The 18,921-nt window shown below is 61.2% G+C and carries 17 protein-coding genes and 2 pseudogenes; 8 read left to right on the forward strand and 11 right to left on the reverse strand.

Annotation, left to right across the window (positions count from 1 at the left end):
• Positions 1-345 (forward strand): annotated as a pseudogene (locus tag FHS94_RS00005) (ferritin-like domain-containing protein); the annotation flags it as partial.
• A 115-nt stretch (positions 346-460) separates the two neighbouring features.
• The gene (locus FHS94_RS00010; protein WP_184052981.1) at positions 461-859 is read left to right on the forward strand and encodes a VOC family protein; all 399 of its coding nucleotides are present in this window, start codon (positions 461-463) and stop codon (positions 857-859) included.
• A 135-nt stretch (positions 860-994) separates the two neighbouring features.
• Here FHS94_RS00010 and FHS94_RS19570 read toward each other — a convergent pair whose 3' ends face one another.
• Together FHS94_RS19570 and FHS94_RS00020 are read right to left on the reverse strand one after the other, a co-directional pair.
• Complete coding sequence (locus FHS94_RS19570) at positions 995-2,233, reverse strand: methyl-accepting chemotaxis protein (protein ID WP_281396794.1); 1,239 nt, start codon at positions 2,231-2,233, stop codon at positions 995-997.
• Between the two features lie 214 nt (positions 2,234-2,447).
• Positions 2,448-4,964, reverse strand: coding sequence for an ATP-binding protein (locus tag FHS94_RS00020; RefSeq protein ID WP_184053002.1), 2,517 nt, complete (start codon positions 4,962-4,964; stop codon positions 2,448-2,450).
• Between the two features lie 137 nt (positions 4,965-5,101).
• Between FHS94_RS00020 and FHS94_RS00025 the strand changes: the two genes are divergently transcribed.
• Together FHS94_RS00025 and FHS94_RS00030 are read left to right on the forward strand one after the other, a co-directional pair.
• Entirely contained in the window at positions 5,102-5,470 is a 369-nt protein-coding gene (locus FHS94_RS00025) for a response regulator transcription factor (RefSeq protein ID WP_184053005.1), read from the forward strand.
• Entirely contained in the window at positions 5,470-5,868 is a 399-nt protein-coding gene (locus FHS94_RS00030) for a response regulator (RefSeq protein WP_184053008.1), read from the forward strand. The genes FHS94_RS00025 and FHS94_RS00030 overlap by 1 nt, the downstream gene beginning before the upstream one ends.
• Positions 5,869-5,909: 41 nt before the next feature.
• On the opposite strand, the gene FHS94_RS00035 is transcribed toward FHS94_RS00030, so the two are convergent.
• Genes FHS94_RS00035 through FHS94_RS00045 form a run of 3 tightly spaced genes read right to left on the reverse strand, consistent with a single transcriptional unit; the run spans position 5,910 to position 10,508 of the window.
• Positions 5,910-6,350, reverse strand: a complete 441-nt coding sequence (locus FHS94_RS00035) for a response regulator (RefSeq protein WP_184053011.1) — start codon at positions 6,348-6,350, stop codon at positions 5,910-5,912.
• Positions 6,319-9,150, reverse strand: coding sequence for a PAS domain S-box protein (locus tag FHS94_RS00040; protein ID WP_184053014.1), 2,832 nt, complete (start codon positions 9,148-9,150; stop codon positions 6,319-6,321). The genes FHS94_RS00035 and FHS94_RS00040 overlap by 32 nt, the downstream gene beginning before the upstream one ends.
• Positions 9,147-10,508 carry a sensor histidine kinase gene (locus tag FHS94_RS00045; protein WP_184053017.1) on the reverse strand — a complete coding sequence of 454 codons (1,362 nt, stop codon included), beginning with the start codon at positions 10,506-10,508 and terminating at the stop codon, positions 9,147-9,149. Before FHS94_RS00045 ends, FHS94_RS00040 begins: the two co-directional genes overlap by 4 nt.
• 134 nt (positions 10,509-10,642) lie before the next feature.
• Between FHS94_RS00045 and FHS94_RS00050 the strand changes: the two genes are divergently transcribed.
• On the forward strand, positions 10,643-11,005 hold the full coding sequence (locus FHS94_RS00050; protein ID WP_184053020.1) for a response regulator: 363 nt from the start codon (positions 10,643-10,645) through the stop codon (positions 11,003-11,005).
• Positions 11,006-11,215: 210 nt separating this feature from the next.
• On the opposite strand, the gene FHS94_RS00055 is transcribed toward FHS94_RS00050, so the two are convergent.
• Positions 11,216-13,489: an MHYT domain-containing protein gene (locus FHS94_RS00055; protein WP_184053023.1), complete on the reverse strand. Its 2,274-nt coding sequence runs from the start codon at positions 13,487-13,489 to the stop codon at positions 11,216-11,218.
• Between the two features lie 571 nt (positions 13,490-14,060).
• On the opposite strand from FHS94_RS00055, the gene FHS94_RS00060 reads away from it, so the two are divergent.
• The 3 genes from FHS94_RS00060 (at position 14,061) to FHS94_RS00065 (ending at position 15,359) form a co-directional block, all read left to right on the forward strand.
• Positions 14,061-14,237: a hypothetical protein gene (locus FHS94_RS00060; RefSeq protein ID WP_184053026.1), complete on the forward strand. Its 177-nt coding sequence runs from the start codon at positions 14,061-14,063 to the stop codon at positions 14,235-14,237.
• A gap of 127 nt (positions 14,238-14,364) precedes the next feature.
• Positions 14,365-14,625: a DUF6894 family protein gene (locus FHS94_RS19865; protein ID WP_425506147.1), complete on the forward strand. Its 261-nt coding sequence runs from the start codon at positions 14,365-14,367 to the stop codon at positions 14,623-14,625.
• 323 nt (positions 14,626-14,948) lie between these two features.
• A complete protein-coding gene (locus tag FHS94_RS00065; protein WP_184053029.1) occupies positions 14,949-15,359 on the forward strand; it encodes a BLUF domain-containing protein in 411 nt (136 codons plus the stop codon).
• A 53-nt stretch (positions 15,360-15,412) separates the two neighbouring features.
• On the opposite strand, the gene FHS94_RS00070 is transcribed toward FHS94_RS00065, so the two are convergent.
• The 5 genes and pseudogenes from FHS94_RS00070 to FHS94_RS19870 all read right to left on the reverse strand — a co-directional run.
• Entirely contained in the window at positions 15,413-15,655 is a 243-nt protein-coding gene (locus FHS94_RS00070; protein WP_184053032.1) for a hypothetical protein, read from the reverse strand.
• A 154-nt stretch (positions 15,656-15,809) separates the two neighbouring features.
• Positions 15,810-16,784 carry a sensor domain-containing diguanylate cyclase gene (locus tag FHS94_RS00075; RefSeq protein ID WP_221234446.1) on the reverse strand — a complete coding sequence of 325 codons (975 nt, stop codon included), beginning with the start codon at positions 16,782-16,784 and terminating at the stop codon, positions 15,810-15,812.
• 10 nt (positions 16,785-16,794) lie between these two features.
• Positions 16,795-17,049, reverse strand: a complete 255-nt coding sequence (locus FHS94_RS00080) for a hypothetical protein (protein WP_221234447.1) — start codon at positions 17,047-17,049, stop codon at positions 16,795-16,797.
• A 7-nt stretch (positions 17,050-17,056) separates the two neighbouring features.
• Entirely contained in the window at positions 17,057-18,001 is a 945-nt protein-coding gene (locus FHS94_RS19285; protein ID WP_246348263.1) for an EAL domain-containing protein, read from the reverse strand.
• 9 nt (positions 18,002-18,010) lie between these two features.
• Positions 18,011-18,874: pseudogene (locus tag FHS94_RS19870) on the reverse strand (diguanylate cyclase domain-containing protein); the annotation flags it as partial.
• Between the last annotated feature and the right edge of the window lie 47 nt (positions 18,875-18,921).

An 18,921-nucleotide genomic window follows, 5' to 3' on the forward strand; every position in this document is an offset into this window, starting at 1 on the left:
GCGGCCGGCATTCTCGCCGCGGAGGCCTATCATGCCGGCCTGGTGCGGACCGTACTTTACGCCAAGGGCATCACCACCGCAGCGGTTGTCACCAATGTCGGCAAGATTTCGGACGCCCGTGACACGCTCGACAAGAACGGGGACTCCGACCAGGGCATCGCAGGGACAGGTGGTGCGTCCAACATCGTGCCAGCCGACGAGTCCGCGATCGCATACAGCCGCAACAGCCAGCAGGTTCACAACATCGTGTACCTCAATGCGACGGGTGCAAACGTCAACGGTGGTGGCTTCTTCCCCAACGGGACCAACAATCCTAACCCGGCGCTGAAAGTCGGCCTCTCGTAAGGTACTTGCGACGTTCGGGTGATTGGCAACTTCGATCACCCGCCTCGCGTTTCCACACTAATGCGCGACCGGTTTTGGCGGTCGAGAGATCAAGGTTTAAGTTAGGAGAGTATGCGTGCTTTTCCACACTATGGTAGGTTCCAACGACATCGAGCGGTCCAAGCGCTTTTACGATAAGGTGCTCGGTGTCCTTGGCGTCAGTGAGGCTACGTTGAACATCGCTGATAGCGGCCACACGCGCCTGTTCTATCGCAACGAGAACGGTACCAACTTCATCGTCTCACAGCCCATCAACGACGAGCCAGCGACAGTGGCAAACGGCAGCACCGTCGCATTCTCGTGCAGCTCGCCTGAGCAGGTGCGGAAGTTCCATGACGTTGCTGTCGCTAATGGTGGCACGTCGATCGAGGCAGCGCCTGGGCCCCGCAAGACGGCATCGATGGGAACGCTCGAGTTGGCCTATGTTCGAGATCCCGATGGCAATAAGCTTTGCGGGATCCACTTCCCTAGGTGACTACCTGGTCCACGTAGCTCGTGCCAAGTGCTGCCTGCTCGGTTCTCGACAGTGAGATGGGTTCGCCAAGACGGTAGGCAGGAGCCGCTGAGACTCAGTCGTGCCTTTCGTTGACGCAGCTTTGGCCCATTACAATCAGCGCTCCAAAAACTCTTCCGCGCCCGCCTCAAGTCGCTCAATGAGATCTCGGACCTGTCCAAATGCGTCACTGACATCCCGTACTGCCTCTGCCAACGAGCAGCTATTCTGGTTTACGCTATCGATGTTGCTGGCCATCTCATGGGCGGTAAGGGCCGTTTCATCGATCGCTGACGCAATCGTGCTCAAGTCCACTTGCTGTTCGGCGATCCGCGTGTGGATGTTATCGGCCTGGCGCTCAACGGCAGCTAATCGGTGCTGGATCGAGCCGTTCGCATCGAGCACCTCCGCGACCGCCGCTCTGATGCCATCGATCTTGGTCTCGACGTCGTTTGCTGCTCGCGTCGTCTGCTCGGCCAAGGACTTTACCTCCTGGGCAACGACACTAAACCCGCGTCCCGCGTCTCCCGCCCTTGCGGCCTCGATGGACGCATTCAGGGCGAGCAGCTTCGTTCGAGATCCAAGTGCCCGGATTACATCCAAAATGGAGGAAATAGCCTGTGAGTGGGCTCGAAGGTTCTCCGAAAGCTCGGTGGTGCGATCGGCCGACTTGGTGGCGAGCGCGGCACCTGCGGCTGCTCGAAGAGCCTCCTCTGCCATGCTCGCCACGACGTTGCTCAGGGACGCGGCCGTTCTTGCGGCGCTGGACATGGCGTCTGCCGACTGGTGGGCAGCCGTGGCCAGATCGTTTGCGTTGACGACCGATGCCCGTGTCGCCTCATTCGCGCTCGCGCAGCTAATTTCAACGACCTCTGCCGCTTCGGCGATACTGCTGACCGTCTCGACTATCTCGGTGCGGAAGTGCTCTGCCTTTTCCTCACGTTCCTTCATGAGGCGCTCCAAGCGGCGGGATGCGGTCACCTCGTTGTAGGTCAGGATCGCCCCCCGGCCCAGGAGTGGGCGGTAGCCTACGCGAACCACTCGGCCGTCCGCAAAGCCGTGATCCATGTCTCGGTCGACGCCTTCACTCTTCCAGAGGCGATGATTGTGGATCACCCGTGCGGTGCGCTCCGGCTCCCAGCCGACACCCTCGCCAACGATCGTCAGGAACTTGGATAAGGTATCTCCGACCAGCAAGCTGCCACGCGGGATATTGAATAGCTCGCAGGCTTGATGGTTGACCGCCTCGACGACCTCATGCTCGTTTAGAATTAGAATACCACCCGTCATGTGATCGAGGGTGAGGGCGAGCAACTCGGTCGCAGTCTGACCTGCCTGTAAGTTCAGGGCGTTCAACGATCGCTCCAACGGCGTCTGGCGCGTACGCCCAGCAAAGGAGCGCACTAACACGCTAAGGTAAACACCCGTTTACGAAAACGGCCACACCCGTGCATCGTGTCGCGCATACCAGGCGCAGTTGCTCGATTGGGGGTGCGTGCATCGGGTTGGCGAGCCGCACCCCGGAGCGGCGTCACAGCATGGATCGCGGTTTTCCCGCAAAGAAGCCTCTTCAGGCGGCCTCGCTCAACGTCTGCAGGACGCTTTCGACGATGCCTCTGCTACCACCGCTTGTTCCGCCTTCCAGTCTGCCCTCGAGCTCTGCGGCCCGGACACCCAGATCCTTCTGCCCGAACATCGCTGCGGAGCCAGCGAGCTTGTGGAGATGATCAGCGAGTTGCTTGGCCTGCTCATCGCTGAGGTAATCATGGCCAGCAAGGCCCTGGGCGAAAGCGATCAACTCCAGCTTACGTGCATCGAAACGGGCCTGCAGCGTCGGACTGATCTTGAATGATCCAGTCGTGGTTATTGGCTGGACGGGAGAGCGGGACCATTTCTGTATGGCTTGCCCAAGGCCTGCCAGGTCCAGCGGCTTGGAAAGATGGCCCTGCATGCCTGCCTCCAGGCACGCTGCGACATCGTCGGCATAGGCGTTGGCGGTCAATGCCACGATGGGAAGGCGGTCCGAAGTGACGCCCGCGGCCCGTATCGCCCGCGCAGCTTCCAACCCGTCCATCACTGGCATCTGCAGATCCATCAGCACGAGGTCGAATTTTGCACCGGTCGACGTTGCTGCTTGCAGAGCCTGTCCGCCGTCCTGGACAATGACGCACTCATGGCCAAGGCGGGACAACATGGCCTTCACCAGCATCTGATTGACATCATGATCCTCGGCAAGAAGCACTCGCAGGCTCCGTGGCGCCGGTGTTAAGGCGCCTGCTGGGCTCGGCGCCTCGTTATCGGCCCGTGACGGGATCAGCGGAAGGCGAAGGCTGAATGTAGTACCCATCCCTTCCTCGCTGGTGAGTTCGAGGCTGCCACTCATCAATGACGCAAGCTGCCTGCTGATGGCGAGGCCTAGCCCGGTTCCGCCGAACCGCTTTGCCGTTGTATGTTCAGCTTGGGTGAACTGCTCGAAAATTGCTGCCTGGCGGTGGGCGGGGATCCCGATGCCGGTATCCTCCACGGCGACCTCGAAGGTTGGCTTCGCCGTATCCTCGACGACCCGAGCCCGTAGGTACACGGAGCCAGCGGGCGTGAACTTCACCGCGTTGGCAAGCAGGTTGAGCGTAACCTGGCGCAGGCGAAGGCCGTCGATGAGAAGACAGGGTGGCAGCGCATCATCGACCTCGAGGTCGAGCTGCAATCCCTTCTGCGACGCTGCAGGCTGAACGAGCTTGACGCAGTTGCGCAGGGCGTGCCGAACGTCGATGGGCTCGGGCGACACCTGCATCTGCCCTGCCTCGATCTTCGAGAGATCCAGGATGTCGTTGAGCAGGCGCATCATCGCCTTGGCCGAGTCGAGGATCAGTTGCGCGTGATGGCGCTGTTCGGTTGCGAGCTCGCCTTTCAGGAGCAGATCCGCAAAACCCAGAACGCCGTTCATCGGCGTGCGAATTTCGTGGCTCATGTTGGCCAGGAAGCTCGATTTGGTCCGGACGGCTGCCTCCGCGCGCTCACGCGCGGTCTCAAGCTCCGCCTCGAGACGCTTCCTCTCCGTAATATCCCGCAACGATGCGATGAGTTCGCGCGGCGCCCCGGTCTCCGCGTCGCGCACAAGCCCCGCGTGAGCTTCGATCCACAGGTCACGGTCCGCCGTGTTGATCCGCTTGGCCCGATAAGCGTGAACGCCCCGCTCCGCCTCCCCGCTGACGAACAGATCGTGGACGGCCTGCAAACCGGGCAGATCGCCAGAATGTACCATCTCGCAGAGCCGCTGCCCTATGAGATCGGCAGGCTTAACGCGGAAGAGCTGCTCGGTCGAAGGCGAGGCGTAGAGGCAACGCCCTTTCAGGTCGAGCCGCAGCACCGCATCCGTAGCGTTCTCCGCCAGAAGGGCGAGTTCTGACTCGGCCAGCTCGCGCCGCCTTATATCGGCCTCAAGTTGCTCGTTGGTAGCTCGCAGGATTGCCATGCGCTCACGCCGGCCCCGGTAAACCAGGAACGCCAGCAAGGCGATGAGGACGCCGCTTCCCGTCAGACCGGCCTGAATGGGTCCACGGAAAGCGTCTGCCCGTCGCAGGCGCTCCGCGAGCAGTCGTCGCTCCTCGGCCGAGATCGTTTCGATAAGGCCGATGAGGGCAGCCGTGATTCGATGGCTGCTTTCGCCCGACATGGCCTTGGCAGCCTCGGTGCTGCGGCCACGCTTGGCCAGCGCGATAGTCTGATCGACTTCGTCCAGTCTCAACATAGCGAGATCAGAGAAGGCGACGACGCGTCGATGCTGTTCAGGGTTGTCCCTCGTCGACTGCTCGAGGACTCGCAACTGCCCAGGCATCTGATGGCGTATATCGGCGAGGGTGTTGCGGGCTTGCTGGTCGCCAAGGACAAGCGCCCGGCGATACACCTCTGCCCTTAGCAGACCCACCCTGACCTGGGACAGGTGCTCCTGCACCTCAAACGTGTGGCGAACCCACCCATCGGCCTTCTGCCGCTGGTGGACCAACCAAAGGCCGGAGATCGCGCAGCAGCCTAGCAGTACCATCGCGGCGACGAGTGCCAACTGCGACCTGATCTTGTCCCTGTACACTCATCGTCTCCCGGTCAGCGGACTGGTAGGCGTGCTTGGTTAACGGCTTGTTGAGGCAGGCGTTCGTAAGGCCGGTCCGGTGCCTGAGGGCGTTCTCTTGCCGCCCTGACCTACCTTATTCGTCATAGAGATTATCCATGGCCCGTATCATCATTGCAGACGACGACGAGATTGTCGGCGAGATTGCCCGCGACGCCCTGATCGGTGCCGGGCATGGGGCTGGGCTCGTCACCGACGGCAGTGAAGCGTTCAGGATTATCAAAGCGCGCCGCCCGCATGCGGTCATTCTCGATTGCAACATGCCGGGCATGTCAGGCGTGCTGCTGGTGCAGGAGCTGCGCAAGATGCCGGAGTTTGCCAGCTTGCCGGTCATGATGCTGACTGGGCGCCGCGGTGAGCGTGACGAGGAACTCGCCCGGTACGCAGGCGCGGATGACTACATGCGCAAACCCTTCGACCCGGACGAGCTGGTCTTCCGCATCGAGCAGATGCTGGCGAGGGCCTGATGGCGCGGATCATCTACGTCGAGGATGATCCCTTGATGGGCGAGGTTGTTCAGGAGATCTTGACCCAGGCGGGACACCTGATCGGGATCGTTCCCCACGGCACCCTCGCCTTCGAGACCATCGTGTTCAAAAAGCCCGAGCTCATCCTTTTGGACCAGAAGCTGCCCGGCATGCAGGGCATGGAGATCCTACGCGCGCTGCGCCGCCTACCCGATCTCTATCTCACCCCCATCATCATGCTGACGGCCAGGGCAGGCGATGACTCGCGGGATGACGCACTTGTTGCGGGCGCGAATGACTACCTGGTGAAGCCGTTCGATCCAGCCGAGCTGGTGCGCCGCGTTGGACTCGTTCTGGAGCAGACTGCCTTCACCAGGCAGCCTCGTGGCGCCAAGTAGACCGACTAAGGCAGCAACTCATTAGGTCACGAGACAGTAACCTACTCATTCGGTAGTTCGTTCATGATGGTCCAGTAGATGCCAAGGTGTTTTACCATTTCCATCAACCCATCAAAAGCGACCGGCTTGACGAGATACGAGTTAGCACCAAGGCTATAAGCACGATTGACGTCCTCACTCTCGCGCGAGGACGTCAGCATCACGACTGGCGTGCGTTGCAGCGCCGGCTGGTCCCGCACCCAGGCTAGTACTTCAAGGCCCGAGCGACGCGGAAGCTTTATGTCCAGAATGATGATGGCAGGAAGGGGATACCCCGCCCGGTCGGAATAAACGCCAGCACCTGATAGGTATGCGATTGCCGCGTCTCCGTCCCCTACGACTTGGAGCGGATTGGCAAGGTTTGACTTGGCGAAGGCTCGTCGGATCAGAAGTTGATCGTCCGGGTTATCTTCAACCAACAAAATCGGTCTGGTGCTCGGCATGTCCCTCCGCCTGCGGTAGTTCGATCCAGAAACTGCTGCCCTCGCCCAGCGTGGACTCAACCCCGGCTGTGCCCCCAAGCCGCTCAACACCCTTTCTTACGATTGCCAAGCCAATTCCCGTACCGGGGTATTCAGCAGCGCTGTGGAGCCGCTGGAAAACCTCGAAAATGCGCTTCTGATGTTCGTCAGCTATCCCGATCCCGTTGTCCTCGACCCAAAGGCGCACTCGCTGGCCCCGGTTCTCCGGACGTAAACGGACCTTTGGGGTGGTGCCAGCAGCAACGAATTTAACGGCGTTCGAGATGAGGTTTGCGAGGACCTGAATAAGCACGGGCGCATGGGCGGAGACGATCGGGGCCGGCCGCACCACTTCTACATCCGCGTTACGTTCGCGAAGAAGGCCGTTGGCCTGAGAAAGCGCGGCATCGATAGCGCTATCCAAAGACACAGGGCCGAGCACGACCTCCTCGCGTGAGAGACGACTAAAGGCCAACAAGTCTAATATTAGGACGTCCATCTGCTTCGCACCCGCAACAATCCGTCCAAGATAGTTGCGGCCCAACTCATCGAGTTGATCGCCGTAATCCTCGGTCAGGGCCTGTCCGAAGCCTTGCATTGCACGCAAAGGTGCCCGCAGATCGTGCGAAACTGAGTAAGCGAAAGCCTGAAGTTCGTGATTGACTTCAGCCAAGCGACGCGTGCGCTCTTCTACCCGTTGTTCAAGGTCGCGGTTCAGCCGACGAACCTCAGCTTCAGCCTCGAGACGCTCAGTGATGTCTAGCTCGGCCACAACGCCCGCAATGATCGTGCCCGATGCATTGCGCACTGGGGCGGCGTTGTTCAGGTAATAGCGCCGTTCTCCTGTGTCGAAGCGCTCATTCTGGATTAGCTCATTCGTCACTGTCTCCCCGTGCAGGAGCGCGCGTGACATGGCCCAATCATTGGCCTGAATACGCTCCCCGGTGTCCGGCTGATACCCTACCCATTCGCCGTATTGCTCCCAACTCGACGTTTCGGGAGCGACGCCCCACAGCTCACGATTGGCGCGATTGTCGCGGATAATTTTCCCGCTAGCGTCCGCGATGATCATGCCGACCGGCAACGCCTCGAGCACCGCCGCTAACAACGCTTCGCTCTCGCGAAGAGCGGCCTCTGCTGCCTGACGGGAGGTCACGTCGCGCATAATTTCGGTGAAGAATTGATGGCCGGCAGCATCGCTCCATCCAGCAATGGTAAGTTCGAGGGGGAAGGATGTCCCGTCCTTGCGCTGGCCCTGAACATCGCGGCCAATGCCAATGATCTTACCCACGCCGCTCAGAGCATAGTTCGAAAGGTGATGGTCGTGGCCGGCCGCTTCGTCGGCATCCATCAGCAGCGCGACATTAGCTCCGATTAGCTCATCCGCAGAGTAACCGAACACGCGCTCGGTCGCGGGGTTGGCCGACGCCATCGTGCCACGCTCATCGATAACCACGATGGCATCCACGGCTGTGTCAACGATCGCCCTTAGACGAGCCTCGCCGTCGAGGAGCGCTGCCTGTGCTTCGCGCAGATCGTGAATGTCCGTGCAGGCGCCAAACCAGCGATCCACCTGCCCTGCATCATCGCGGTGCGGCAGGCCGCGCACCAGGAACCAACGATAGGCGCCGTCATAGCGCCGAAAGCGGTATTCGGCCTCGTAGCTGCCGAGGTCGGCTGTGGCACGAGCCCAGACCTCTGCCGCCCGTGCCCGGTCATCTGGATGAAGCGCTTCCAACCACCCGTTGCCGAGCAGATCCTCACCACTGCGCCCGGTATAGTTCTGAAACACGACATTGGTGTGAGTGTTAGCGCCCTCGGCGTCGGTCACGAACAGCAGGCCCGGGACGGCGTCGGTCATCGTCCTGAAGCGCTCCTCGCCGACGCGAATTGTGCGGCGTAGCGAGAGGGCGCGTGCCTGCCCGCGAAGAGACATCATGGTAACGGCAGCAAGTCCCAAGGAGATCAGTGCCGCGATCGCCGGAACCACCTGTGCCAAGCCGAGGCGTCCGGCTGAGGTCGCTGCTTCAATGCGCCAGGGGAGGCCTCCAAAGCGGAACTCGGCGCGGGCGGGCGTCGCATCGCTGTCTTCTACGCCCTTCCCCCTTGCGATGCGTGTATATAGTGGTTCGCCGGCGACCGACACACGCAGTGAATCGTGGGGAAAGAGGTCCCCGAAGATGCGGTCCATTAGCTGCCGCGAGTCAACCGCGGCATAGATGAAGCCCTGGGGCTTGGCGTCGATCGGAGTTATCGGCTGAAAGAACAGAAAGCCCTGGCCGCCTTGCTTGAGTCCGAGCGGACCGGCGATGGCTAGCCTTCCCGTCCGCCGCGCATTTTGTAGCGCGGTACGGCGACGGGTCTCCTTGTTATTGTTCAGCCCGACAGTCGATGAGTTGCCGGCAACGGGGTAGACCCAGCGTACGACGGAACCCGCATCCACCCAGCCAAGAGATCGGAACGCGGGAAAGCTCTCGAGATTGACGGCGGCCTCTAGTTCAAAGTCAGTGCGGGTCCGGCCTCCGCTAAGCTCCCATCGCCGTGCTGTCCGTGCAAGCGCACGTGCGCGCTGATCGAGGCCCTGGATCAAGGTACGTTTCAGTGCAGCCGTCTCGGCCGCGAGTACCTGCCTTTCGTGACGCTTTTCGGTCTCGCTGAGATAGGACGCGAGCAGGCCGGAAAAGAGCAAACCGACAACCGCGACGAGTAGCGGGAGAAAGCGGGTTAGGTCGAGCGGCGGTAAACCATGCGGCTGTTTGTCACTCGCCTGGTATGAGCTCACGCGGCGAACCTGATGACCGTCTCGTACCCGCCATTGCTGGCGGTGGTCACCTCTGCCTGCAGCTGGCGCGCCAGCCTTGGAACCAGGCGGCTTCCGAGCCCGCTGTCCTCGCCTCCCTTCGGCTCCGACGTGATACCGATGCCGTTGTCGGCCACAGCAAGTGCTATACGTTCGCCCTCCCGTTTGAACGACACCCGCAGTTCGCCAGCGCGGCTGTCGGGGAAAGCGTGCTTCATGGCGTTAGTGAGAAGCTCGTTAGCGATCAGGCCTAGCGGCACTGCCTTCTCAATCGGTACGCGGATCGGCTCAATGTCCAGCAGGAGGTCGATTTCTGGACGATCCTGCATGCCTGACAGGGCATCGACCAAGCTTTTCAGGTAACCCGGGAAGTCTACCGCGCTATAATCCTCATCGCGATAGAGCTGTTGCTGAACCAGGCTCAAGGTCTGGATACGGCTGGCTACCTCAGTAAAGGCCGCTTGCACTGCTGGATCGTTGAAGCGCCGAGCTTGAAAGACCAGAAGTGATTGTACGATCTGTAAGTTGTTGTGCACGCGATGATGCACCTCGCCTAAAAGCACACTGCGCTGCTCAAGCGCGTTCCTCAGCTCCGTGACGTTCGTTAGTACGCCTACGATTTGCCGACGGCTTTCATCAACAGGGTGTGCGTCAAGCAATGCCCAGCTCGGCTCAGGGCACCCCTTCAACTCAACTTCCAGTCCTGAGATGCCGTCCGCAAGCTCTCCCGTCGCCATCTTCCGCCAAAGCGTTTGCGCGTCCTCGGATACCATAAAGTCGAGAATTGACCGTCCCTCGACAGACTCGACTGAAGGAAGGCAGAGCTGACGTGCCAAGGCGCTGTTGGCATCTTGGAACTCGCCCGAGTTGTTTGTCGCAAAAATGCTAACCGTGACGTTCTGAAACAAAGCTCGGTAACGTGCTTCGGCACGCTTGCGCGCTTGGCGTTCCGCCTTCTGTTTTAATAGCGCATCAATTGAAGAACGGAGTCGCGGGAGGCGATCGATTGATTTCAGGATGAAGTCGTCAAAGCCGATTTTGATGGCTTCTGCGGCTTCTTCTTCGCCCAGAGAGCCTGTGAATAGAATCACCGGGACGTCGGGGTCGATGGCGCGCATGCGCTTGAGCACCTCGACGCCGTTGGTCCAGCCAATCGAATAGTCGAAGACTCCCAGTGAGAAACCGTCCCCCGATAGAGCTTGGGCCAGCTCTTCGGGCGTGCCCGCTTCTATGATCTCGGCAGCAGCGTGGTCTCGGCGCAGTTCGCGTACAACGAGCGCTCTATCTCCGGGATTGTCGTCAACGAGTAGAACGCGGAAGGGCGTGGTCGCGTCAGGCATCGCGTCTCAACACCGAATTTTGCATTTGGTTCGGAATCCGGTCTGAGTGGTTTCAAAATTAGCTTGCCCGATTGGATGGTCAAGATACGAGAGCGCGATCGAAACTCCAGCTCCAGCCTAGATATGGGTGAATTGTGCAGACACTGACGGGACGGCATGTGCTGGTTGTTGACGACGAGTCCATGATCCGCCTCATGTTAGCTGACACCCTCGAGCAAAATGGGTGCCTGGTACAAGAGGCCGATGGTGGGGCAATGGCGCTGGAGCGACTTGCGGCCGACCATGCCTACGACCTCCTCGTGACAGACATACGGATGCCTGAGATGGACGGCTGGACGCTTGCTGAGCGTGCGCGGGAGCTACGTCCCGATCTCGCGGTCCTGTACGTCACCGGGTATCCTGGCGATAAGACGCGGTCTGTCGCCGGTGCAGAAGTACTTCTTAAGCCCTTCTTGGGGGCTGATCTGATCAGGGCGGCCACCAAGTTGATGAACTAACGCAAATCGGAGCCACATACGGTTGAACCTTAGAGCTTAGCGACAGTGCATCAAATGAGGTGTCCGGCTGTTAGCCTTCGACCTTGTGGTGCTGCTACCCGGGGCCGGATGGCGATCTACCCAGCGACGTTCGGGTAGGCACCGCGGACTATCTCTACACTTCGCCGGATAACACGCCGCTCGGTCGCATCGCTTTTCGACAAGCTTGGCCTACCGCTTCCGGCGTAACGGCACCACGTTTGCGGGGCGATGAAGGTCTTTTAGAGCGCGCGCCAATGCCTCTCGATCGAACGGTTTCGGCAAAAGTGGGAAGCGCCCGCCATGGGTGGCTTCCAACTCGGCAAACCCGCTGACAATGAGCACCGGGGTGTCAGCAGCCCCCAGCCTGATCCGCCGGGCAAGCTGCGAGCCCGTCATGCCGGGCATGAGCTGATCGGTCACGACTAGATCAACGTTCGAGTCTCGTGCAAGCTGATCCAGGGCATCCTCGCCTGACCGTGCAAGCCGGACTGAGTGACCCATATCTTCCAGCATCGCGGCCGTGTTGGCGAGCACCAGAGGATCATCATCGACCACGAGGATGTCGAGAGCCTCCCCCGGTTCGACTGAAACGTCATCGACTGCCCGGCGCTGCGCAGCCGCTGCCTTGACCGTAGCCGGCAGGTATAGGTCGATCGTGGTGCCATGGCCGACGTGGCTACGGATCATGAGCCGGCCGCCAGACTGGGCAGCAAGGCCATGAACCATGGACAGGCCCAACCCAGTTCCCTTTCCTATGCCCTTGGTGGTGAAGAACGGCTCTGTGGCCCGTGCGAGTGTCGCTGCATCCATGCCCTCCCCCGAGTCCGCGAGCGTCACTCGGACATAAGGGCCACTCGGCAGACCAGCGATGTTAGGCTGACCCAGGCTTTCTGCAGCCGCGCTCACGTCGAGCTTTCCGCCGCCAGGCATGGCATCGCGGGCGTTAACGGCGAGGTTGAGGAGCGCCATCTCCAGCTGGTTAACGTCAGCGTGGACAGGCGGTAGATCGCGCGGAAATCGCGTCTCCACGCGTACCTGTGGCCCCAATGAGCGTTGCAGCATGTCTGTCATACCGCGCACGAGCTCGGGTACGTCGACCGCCTCGGGACGAAGGTCCTGCCTGCGAGCAAAGGCGAGCAAACGCTGCGTTAAAGACGCGCCGCGATGCGCGCCCTCGAGCGCGCTCTCGACCAAACGCATCAGCTTGGGGTCATCTGGCAATTTTCTGCGCAGGATGTCCAAGTTGCCCATGATTACGGCTAGTAGGTTGTTGAAATCATGCGCCACGCCACCAGTGAGCTGACCGATGGTCTCAATCTTCTGCGCCTGCCTGAGCGCTTCTTCCGCGCGTTTGCGCTCTGTAACGTCGGTCAGGCCGCCGACGAGGTACAGGAAGGTGCCGTGCTCGTCCCGCTCGATCCGTGCCGCGGATACGACGTCTAGGAAGGCTCCGTCTTTTGTGACCACACGATACTCGCGCGGTTCCAGCGCGTCCTGGGCTACCAGCGCCGGCCAGTCTGTTGTGCGAAATTGACGGGCTGACTCTTCGGTCAGGAAGTTGATCAGCGGGCGACCGACAACTTCGTCGCGTTGATAACCCATAAGCTCCAGCCACGTATTGCTGACCTGCTCGATCCTGCCCTCCTGGTCGAGGGAATGGAGCGGTAGCGGCGTGCCTCGATATAGTGAGCGGAACCGCTCCTCGCTGGCGCGCAGAGCCACGGCTTCGCGCTCAGCGAGCACTGCAAAGCGGCGGTCGAACATCGCAGCAACAAGGGAGAAAAGAAGGACCAGAAAGGAGGCGGCAAACACACCGACCGCAAGCGCTGTTTGGCCGACGCTTTCAGGGCCACCTTCCATCCTGACGCCGAGGCCGGTGAAGGTGGCCGCTTTAATGCCGGCGAAGTGCATTCCGGAGATTGCGCCGCCCATAACGAGCGCCGCCACGACCTTCTCCGCCTGTCCGCTGTTGCGCGACGCGAGCCACAGCGCCGACGTGGCCGCACCGATCGCAATCAGCACGGAAGCGCTGAACCACAGCCCGTCATAGCTGATCGCTGCGCTCATTTGCATGGCCGCCATCCCCATGTAGTGCATGCCGACGACGCCCAGGCCCATGAACAGGCCGGCGGCGAGCAGCTGACCTCCTGATCCGTGAGACCGCGCCATCACGGCAAATGCTATTCCGGTCACGCAGATAGCGATGAGCAGCGATAGCAGGGTAAGGCCGAGGTCGTACCCGACCTCCATGCCCGGCATGCTGAACGCGAGCATGGCGACAAAGTGCATGGCCCAAATCCCGCCGCCCATCGCCACCGCTGCGGCGCCGAGCCATACCTGCCGGATCCAGCCGTTGGATGCGCGGATGCGGGCCGCCAGATCGAGCGCGGTGTAAGACGCGAACATCGCAATGGCGATCGACATGATCACCAGCGTGCTGCTGTGCGTTCCCGAACTGGTCATCTTGCCCCCAACCGAAATGATACACTGGCGTCAGTGAGTTACTAGGCACTGAATGGCAGCACGGAGAGGTAGTTATCCGACCGAGATTGGCTGGCAGAAGCGCTTCGGCACGACCGGGACAAAGGTGGTGCTAAGTCAAGAACTGCTCCGCGACGTAGCTCCGAACGTAATCTGGAGCCTGCGCCGCGGCTGAGGTGAGGCCTGACGGTGCCAAATTTAAATACACCAGGAAGCCGCCCGCAAGGTCGACGAGGCTCTCGGCCGTGCGGTTGCAAGCAAGGTGGACAACTCATTGAAGAACGCGATCATCGAAAGCGAGGGGGCTGCGGATGGCGGGCGGCCGAGCGGAAGGTACGGACGAGGGTCGGGGAAGCGAGAAGGCTCACAGAGGCGAGCACCTGCGGCGCGCTTACCCGGTGAGCAAGGACGGCACCTTTGCGAGCTTCTTGCTTTTGTTAGGGGATATAGAGTCTGTTTCCATGATCCAGAAGCGGAGCGGATAGGCCTCACTGGCAATCCGGAGTGGCTGCGCCGCCTCAACCGCTTGGCGAGGCACTCGAGGGAGGAAGATATGGACGAAGATGTTGCCGAGCAGGCCGAACAGCGGTCTGAGATCCACTTCCTCGCGGCGCTAGTGGATGAGCTGATGCGGACGATGTTAGACGCGGGCACTCTCACTCGTGCACAGCTGAACGACATCGAGCGCGTTGCGGCAGAAAAGGCAGGTCAGACCCCGCGAGCGTGGTGAGCCGCCAGGCAACAAGGGTGCAACAACCTCGGGCAGCGTCTCAGAATCAGGCGCTGAGCGCCACCCGGCAAGTGGGCTTATAACCTGTGGCAAGGACGAGCAGCCCGTGGGGGACCAGGCTGGATGGATGTCCCGGTACTACATCCATCTCCAGGATCCGAATGGCCACTGCCATGATGGCGAGGGCTTCGAAGCCGAAGGTCTTGATCAGGCCACAGCTGTAGCTCGAGAGACTGCGGGCCAGCTCCTCCGTGAAGCCGTCTCTAAAGGGGAGGACGCGGTTTCCCTGCTGATGTGTCTGGACGACAGCTCAGGCACTCGCATTGCAAACTTCGCGGTACATGGCTCGTTCGCGACATATGCCCAGACCGGTGTTCGCTTGGGCTAGCCGCCAACAGGTCGATCAGGTGCGCCAAGCCTATGGGCGTTCTGCCGGCGTTCGCCGCTCCTCAACCGCATCCAGCGCCTGTAAGAGATCGGTAAACGGGTGAGCCTCGTCGACTGGGAATAGCCGTTGAAAGCCGGTTCCGAGCACGTCCAGGTCGCGTCGGGTAAGCAGCCCGACGGCCACGATCTTATCAGGCCCATTCGTTCTCATGGGCAGCCAACAACCTTCTGCTTGGTTTGTGCCCGATCGTTCCGGCTGCGGCTTGGAGAACACAGCTCACGATAGAGGCTGTTTTTCCCCGAGCTCCTCCCCAGATTACAGCCATGGATTGCCCCATCGACTACAAGCGCCTGATCTACACCAGCTGCATCCGGGGCTCCCTCTCCGATGGTGATGTGGCCGCCATCTTTGCCGCGTCCCGGCGTAACAACGGCCTCGACGGGGTCACAGGTATTCTGCTGATCGAGAACCGGCGTTTCCTGCAGGTGCTCGAGGGGCCAGCAGAAAGCGTCGACTTGACGTTCGAGCGCATAAGGGCCGACGAACGGCACCGGGACGTTGTTGTGCTAGATGAGCAATGCGAGGCTGAGCGAATCTTTGCGGATTGGGCGATGGCTGGCTGGCCGGGTGAGCGACCCGCCAACGCAGTCGAGAAACTTGGCAGGCTATTGCGGCATGCGCCGGCCGAGGTGGCACGGTACTTTCCGAGCCTCAACGTTCCCCAGCCCGTCTAAGCTGGGCGGCTGGTTGCTGGCTGCGACCAAGTGGCGCTGCTCAGCAGGTCACTCTACCCAGCCACATACGGGTACGCGCCGCGGACTATCTCTAGACTTCGCCGGATTACCCGCCGTTCGGTCGCATCACCCTTCGGCTTGATGCGCCAGTTGAAGCGAGCGCTCATGGCTGCTGGCAATTTCCGGATATCACCGATCGCCTCGCGCCAGCGGGCAGCATCGCCTCCTGCCCCGCTCATGACGAGCATGACCAGAAGTTCGCGCAACTCATCTGGCGTATGTACCTGGAAAGCCATAGCCGGGCTTTACCGGAACATGGTCAAGAACTGGTAACCAAGGGCCTGCTCTCAACGGGCATCCTTCTGTGTGCTCGGCCTAGACCGGAAACAGGATCTCCGTCGCCGACTACACTCGGACGGCTGGCCAGCCGGGTGGCAGACGAGGGCGAGCCTAGCTCGCCATCCTGAGGTCAGTCATGCGTGTGCAGTTCCGTCCCTCCGCCTTCGCGCGGTAAAGCTCCTGATCGGCCTCGGCTAGCCAGTTACCGGCGCTCATGTGCCCGGCCACGGACGACACTCCAAGGCTCGCGGTAACCTTGAGCGTTTGAAGGCCACCAATTGCGAAGGTGTGTTTCTGAAGGGCGCAGCGTAGCCGCTCCGCGGCCACGAAGCCGTCCTGGGCGCCTGTTTCCGGCAAGAGAACGCCGAACTCCTCGCCGCCCAAACGACCGAGCACGTCGTTTGGCCGGAGCGTGGCCCGGGCCACGTCAGCGAGCTGGCGCAGAACCTGGTCCCCTGCGGGATGACCGTGCGTGTCGTTGATCGACTTGAAATGGTCGATGTCGAGGAACACGACCGAGGCAGGCCGATGGTATCGTGCGTGGCGATCGAACTCGCGCTGCAACTCCTCTTCGAACCCGCGACGCGTAAGCGCGCCGGTGAGGTAGTCACTGCGTGCGATCATGCGCAACTCGAGCTCGTCGCTGACCACGTTGGCGAAGTTGCTGAGGATCGCGATGTCGGCGGGGCTGAACCGGCGAGGCTTCGTGTCCATCGCGCACAGCGAGCCTACGTTGTAGCCATCAGGCGTGCGCAGGGGGACACCCGCATAGCTGCGAATGCGGGGGCCACCCAAGACCAGCGGGTTCGTTGCGAAGCGCTCATCGAGATGCGCGTCTTCCACGATAAGCGGCTCGCGCTGCTGAATGGTATGCGTGCAGAAGGAAACGGACCGCGATGTTTCGTTCACGTTCAATCCGCGCTGCGCTTTCAGCCACTGCCTGTTTCTGTCGACCAGAGAAACGGTCGCGATCGGCACGGCGAGGACCGTGCGCACCAGGTTCACAACATTCTCGAACAGCTCTTCCGGGGGTGTCTCAAGGATCTCAAGGCGGCCCAACGCCGCGAGCCTTGCTTCGTCGTCCATCAGCTTTGCTTCAAGCACTGGCAGTGTCCTGCAAAAGGGCTCGCATCGCGCTGGTCAGCTCGGCGTGATAGCTGTCGAGCAGCTGACGCACGCTTGCGTCGATCACCTCCTCGGTCAGGCCGGCTGCCCGAAGACTTGAGACAAGCGCTGCAAGGTGCCGTTGGTGCCGCTGAACGCTGTCCTGCAGCTCCGCAGGGATCGACGGCAGATCGACATGCCGCGAGGGGATTGGTCCGTATACGGCCCGCAACGATGAGTTCTGCATGAACTGATTATAGGACCTGTTGACCTGCCAGGGCGCGGTCGCGCCCCCAATTTTGATGCGTCTCGCCAGAGGCAAACACGGCCTCGCAGGCCGTGCCCACATGAAGGTGGCGTGTTTCTATCTCGGCTGCCGGCACCGCCTTGCCGAAGTGGAAGCCTTGCCCGACATTGCACCCTGCCTGCTGCAGGAAAGCGAGTTGTGCGGCATCCTCGATGCCTTCGGCTACCACTTCGATCGACATGCTTTTGCCAAGATCGATCATCGTCCGCACGATCGCGCGATCCTCATGACTTTCGGTAACGCTGCTAACGAAGCTGCGATCGATCTTGATGACGTCCACCGGGAACTGCTTGAGGTGAGACAGTGAGGCATAGCCCGTACCGAAGTCGTCGAGTGCTATCCGAACGCCCTCATTGCTTAGCTTGCGTAATACTCGGGCAACGTGGGGTGCACCGTCGCCCAGGAACACCCCTTCGGTAACCTCAAGCTCGATCATGGAGGCGGGCACGCCCGCTTGTGCCAGTTGTGTCAAAAGGCGTTCGGCGAAATTCTCGACCCGGAAGTCAGCGGCTGCCGCATTGAAGGCGACGGGCACGGCACACGAGCTGTCTCCCCAGCGGCTCAAGTCGGACACGATCTTCCCGAAGATTGTATCGGTGATCCTGGTCGCCAGGCACTTGTCATCGAAAGCGGCCGTTATGGTCTCCGGCGATTGCCATTGCCCGCCGGGCTGGCGCCAGCGCAGGAGGGCCTCAAGTCCACATAGCTTGCCCGAAGCGAGATCGAACTTCGGCTGGTAGTGCGGCTCGATCCAGCAGTTCGCGATGGCTGTTGCAGCGACTTCCAAAGACGATGCGCGACGTTGGAGGGCCTGCCGCATGTCACCGCTGAAAACCAGTGCCCGGCCGGCTTCCTGTGACTTGCCTGTCAGAAGCGCGATGTCGGCGTTCATGTACAGGTCGTCGGGCGTTCGACCTCCAAGTGGGAACACCGCAACACCGGCACTGGCCGTGCACTCGATCGGCCGCCCAGCATGATTATAAGGGAGGCGAAGACGTTCCAACATGAGCTCGACGAGCGACTGGACGTCGGCTCCTGCGGGAAGGTCGATCAGCGCCACAAACTCGTCGCCGCCAAAACGCGCTGCAAGACCTCCCGCAGGAAGGATCTCGGCGAGCCGGGCTGCAAAGCCGCGCAACAGGGCATCGGCGCCAGCGTGCCCGATACGCTCGTTGATCTGCTTGAAGCGATCGAGATCGAACGCGACCAAGCCGAAGCTACCCCCATCGGCCTGAGCCCGCTTAATCTTTTCATCGAGGCGAGCGTAGAAAAGCGCACGGTTCGCGAGGCCAGTCAGGCCGTCGTGTGTTGCGGCCCATTCGAGCTTCTTCTGCGCTGCCTCTCGTTCGGTGACGTCCCTGATAAAGGCTATCATGGTCGCCTCGCCTGCTACCGGCGGTCCGTCAGGCGATATGATCACCTCCCAGCACGCCTGGGTCCTGGCGACAGTAGGACAGGTCGCAGCGAAGGTGGCTGGAATACCGATCCGAGCCGAGGCGAGAGCCGATGACACGGCACGTTGTTCTTCGCGCGGCCAAAAAGACAGCCAGTCCCGTCCGATCACGAACGCTGGATCGCGCACCTCGGTCAGGCGCATGGCTTCTGCGTTCATCCACGCCAGCCTACCGTCCAGGTCGATCAGGAAGATGCCCTGCTTACTGGCGTCGAGAAGAGCAAGCTTCTCGCCAAGGTCGCCGCCCACTCCGGGCGTCGGAACGGGGTGGCGCGTGCAAGGCGGCAAAACAGGCGGAGCGAAGTGATGCATGGTCGTCTCGGTGCTCCTACCGACGAGGACTCGGTTAAAGATAATTG

Source organism: Sphingomonas aerophila (assembly GCF_014199305.1).
Classification (GTDB): Bacteria; Pseudomonadota; Alphaproteobacteria; order Sphingomonadales; family Sphingomonadaceae; genus Sphingomonas; species Sphingomonas aerophila.

Bases quoted from the DNA above. Each gene is read 5' to 3' on its own strand.
- FHS94_RS00025 (WP_184053005.1), top strand. From the start codon at position 5,102: ATGGCCCGTATCATCATTGCAGACGACGACGAGATTGTCGGCGAGATT.
- FHS94_RS00030 (WP_184053008.1), top strand. From the start codon at position 5,470: ATGGCGCGGATCATCTACGTCGAGGATGATCCCTTGATGGGCGAGGTT.
- FHS94_RS00035 (WP_184053011.1), bottom strand. From the start codon at position 6,350: ATGCCGAGCACCAGACCGATTTTGTTGGTTGAAGATAACCCGGACGAT.
- FHS94_RS00045 (WP_184053017.1), bottom strand. From the start codon at position 10,508: ATGCCTGACGCGACCACGCCCTTCCGCGTTCTACTCGTTGACGACAAT.
- FHS94_RS00055 (WP_184053023.1), bottom strand. From the start codon at position 13,489: ATGACCAGTTCGGGAACGCACAGCAGCACGCTGGTGATCATGTCGATC.
- FHS94_RS00060 (WP_184053026.1), top strand. From the start codon at position 14,061: ATGGACGAAGATGTTGCCGAGCAGGCCGAACAGCGGTCTGAGATCCAC.
- FHS94_RS19865 (WP_425506147.1), top strand. From the start codon at position 14,365: ATGTCCCGGTACTACATCCATCTCCAGGATCCGAATGGCCACTGCCAT.
- FHS94_RS00065 (WP_184053029.1), top strand. From the start codon at position 14,949: ATGGATTGCCCCATCGACTACAAGCGCCTGATCTACACCAGCTGCATC.
- FHS94_RS00070 (WP_184053032.1), bottom strand. From the start codon at position 15,655: ATGGCTTTCCAGGTACATACGCCAGATGAGTTGCGCGAACTTCTGGTC.
- FHS94_RS00075 (WP_221234446.1), bottom strand. From the start codon at position 16,784: ATGGACGACGAAGCAAGGCTCGCGGCGTTGGGCCGCCTTGAGATCCTT.
- FHS94_RS00080 (WP_221234447.1), bottom strand. From the start codon at position 17,049: ATGCAGAACTCATCGTTGCGGGCCGTATACGGACCAATCCCCTCGCGG.
- FHS94_RS19285 (WP_246348263.1), bottom strand. From the start codon at position 18,001: ATGAACGCCGACATCGCGCTTCTGACAGGCAAGTCACAGGAAGCCGGC.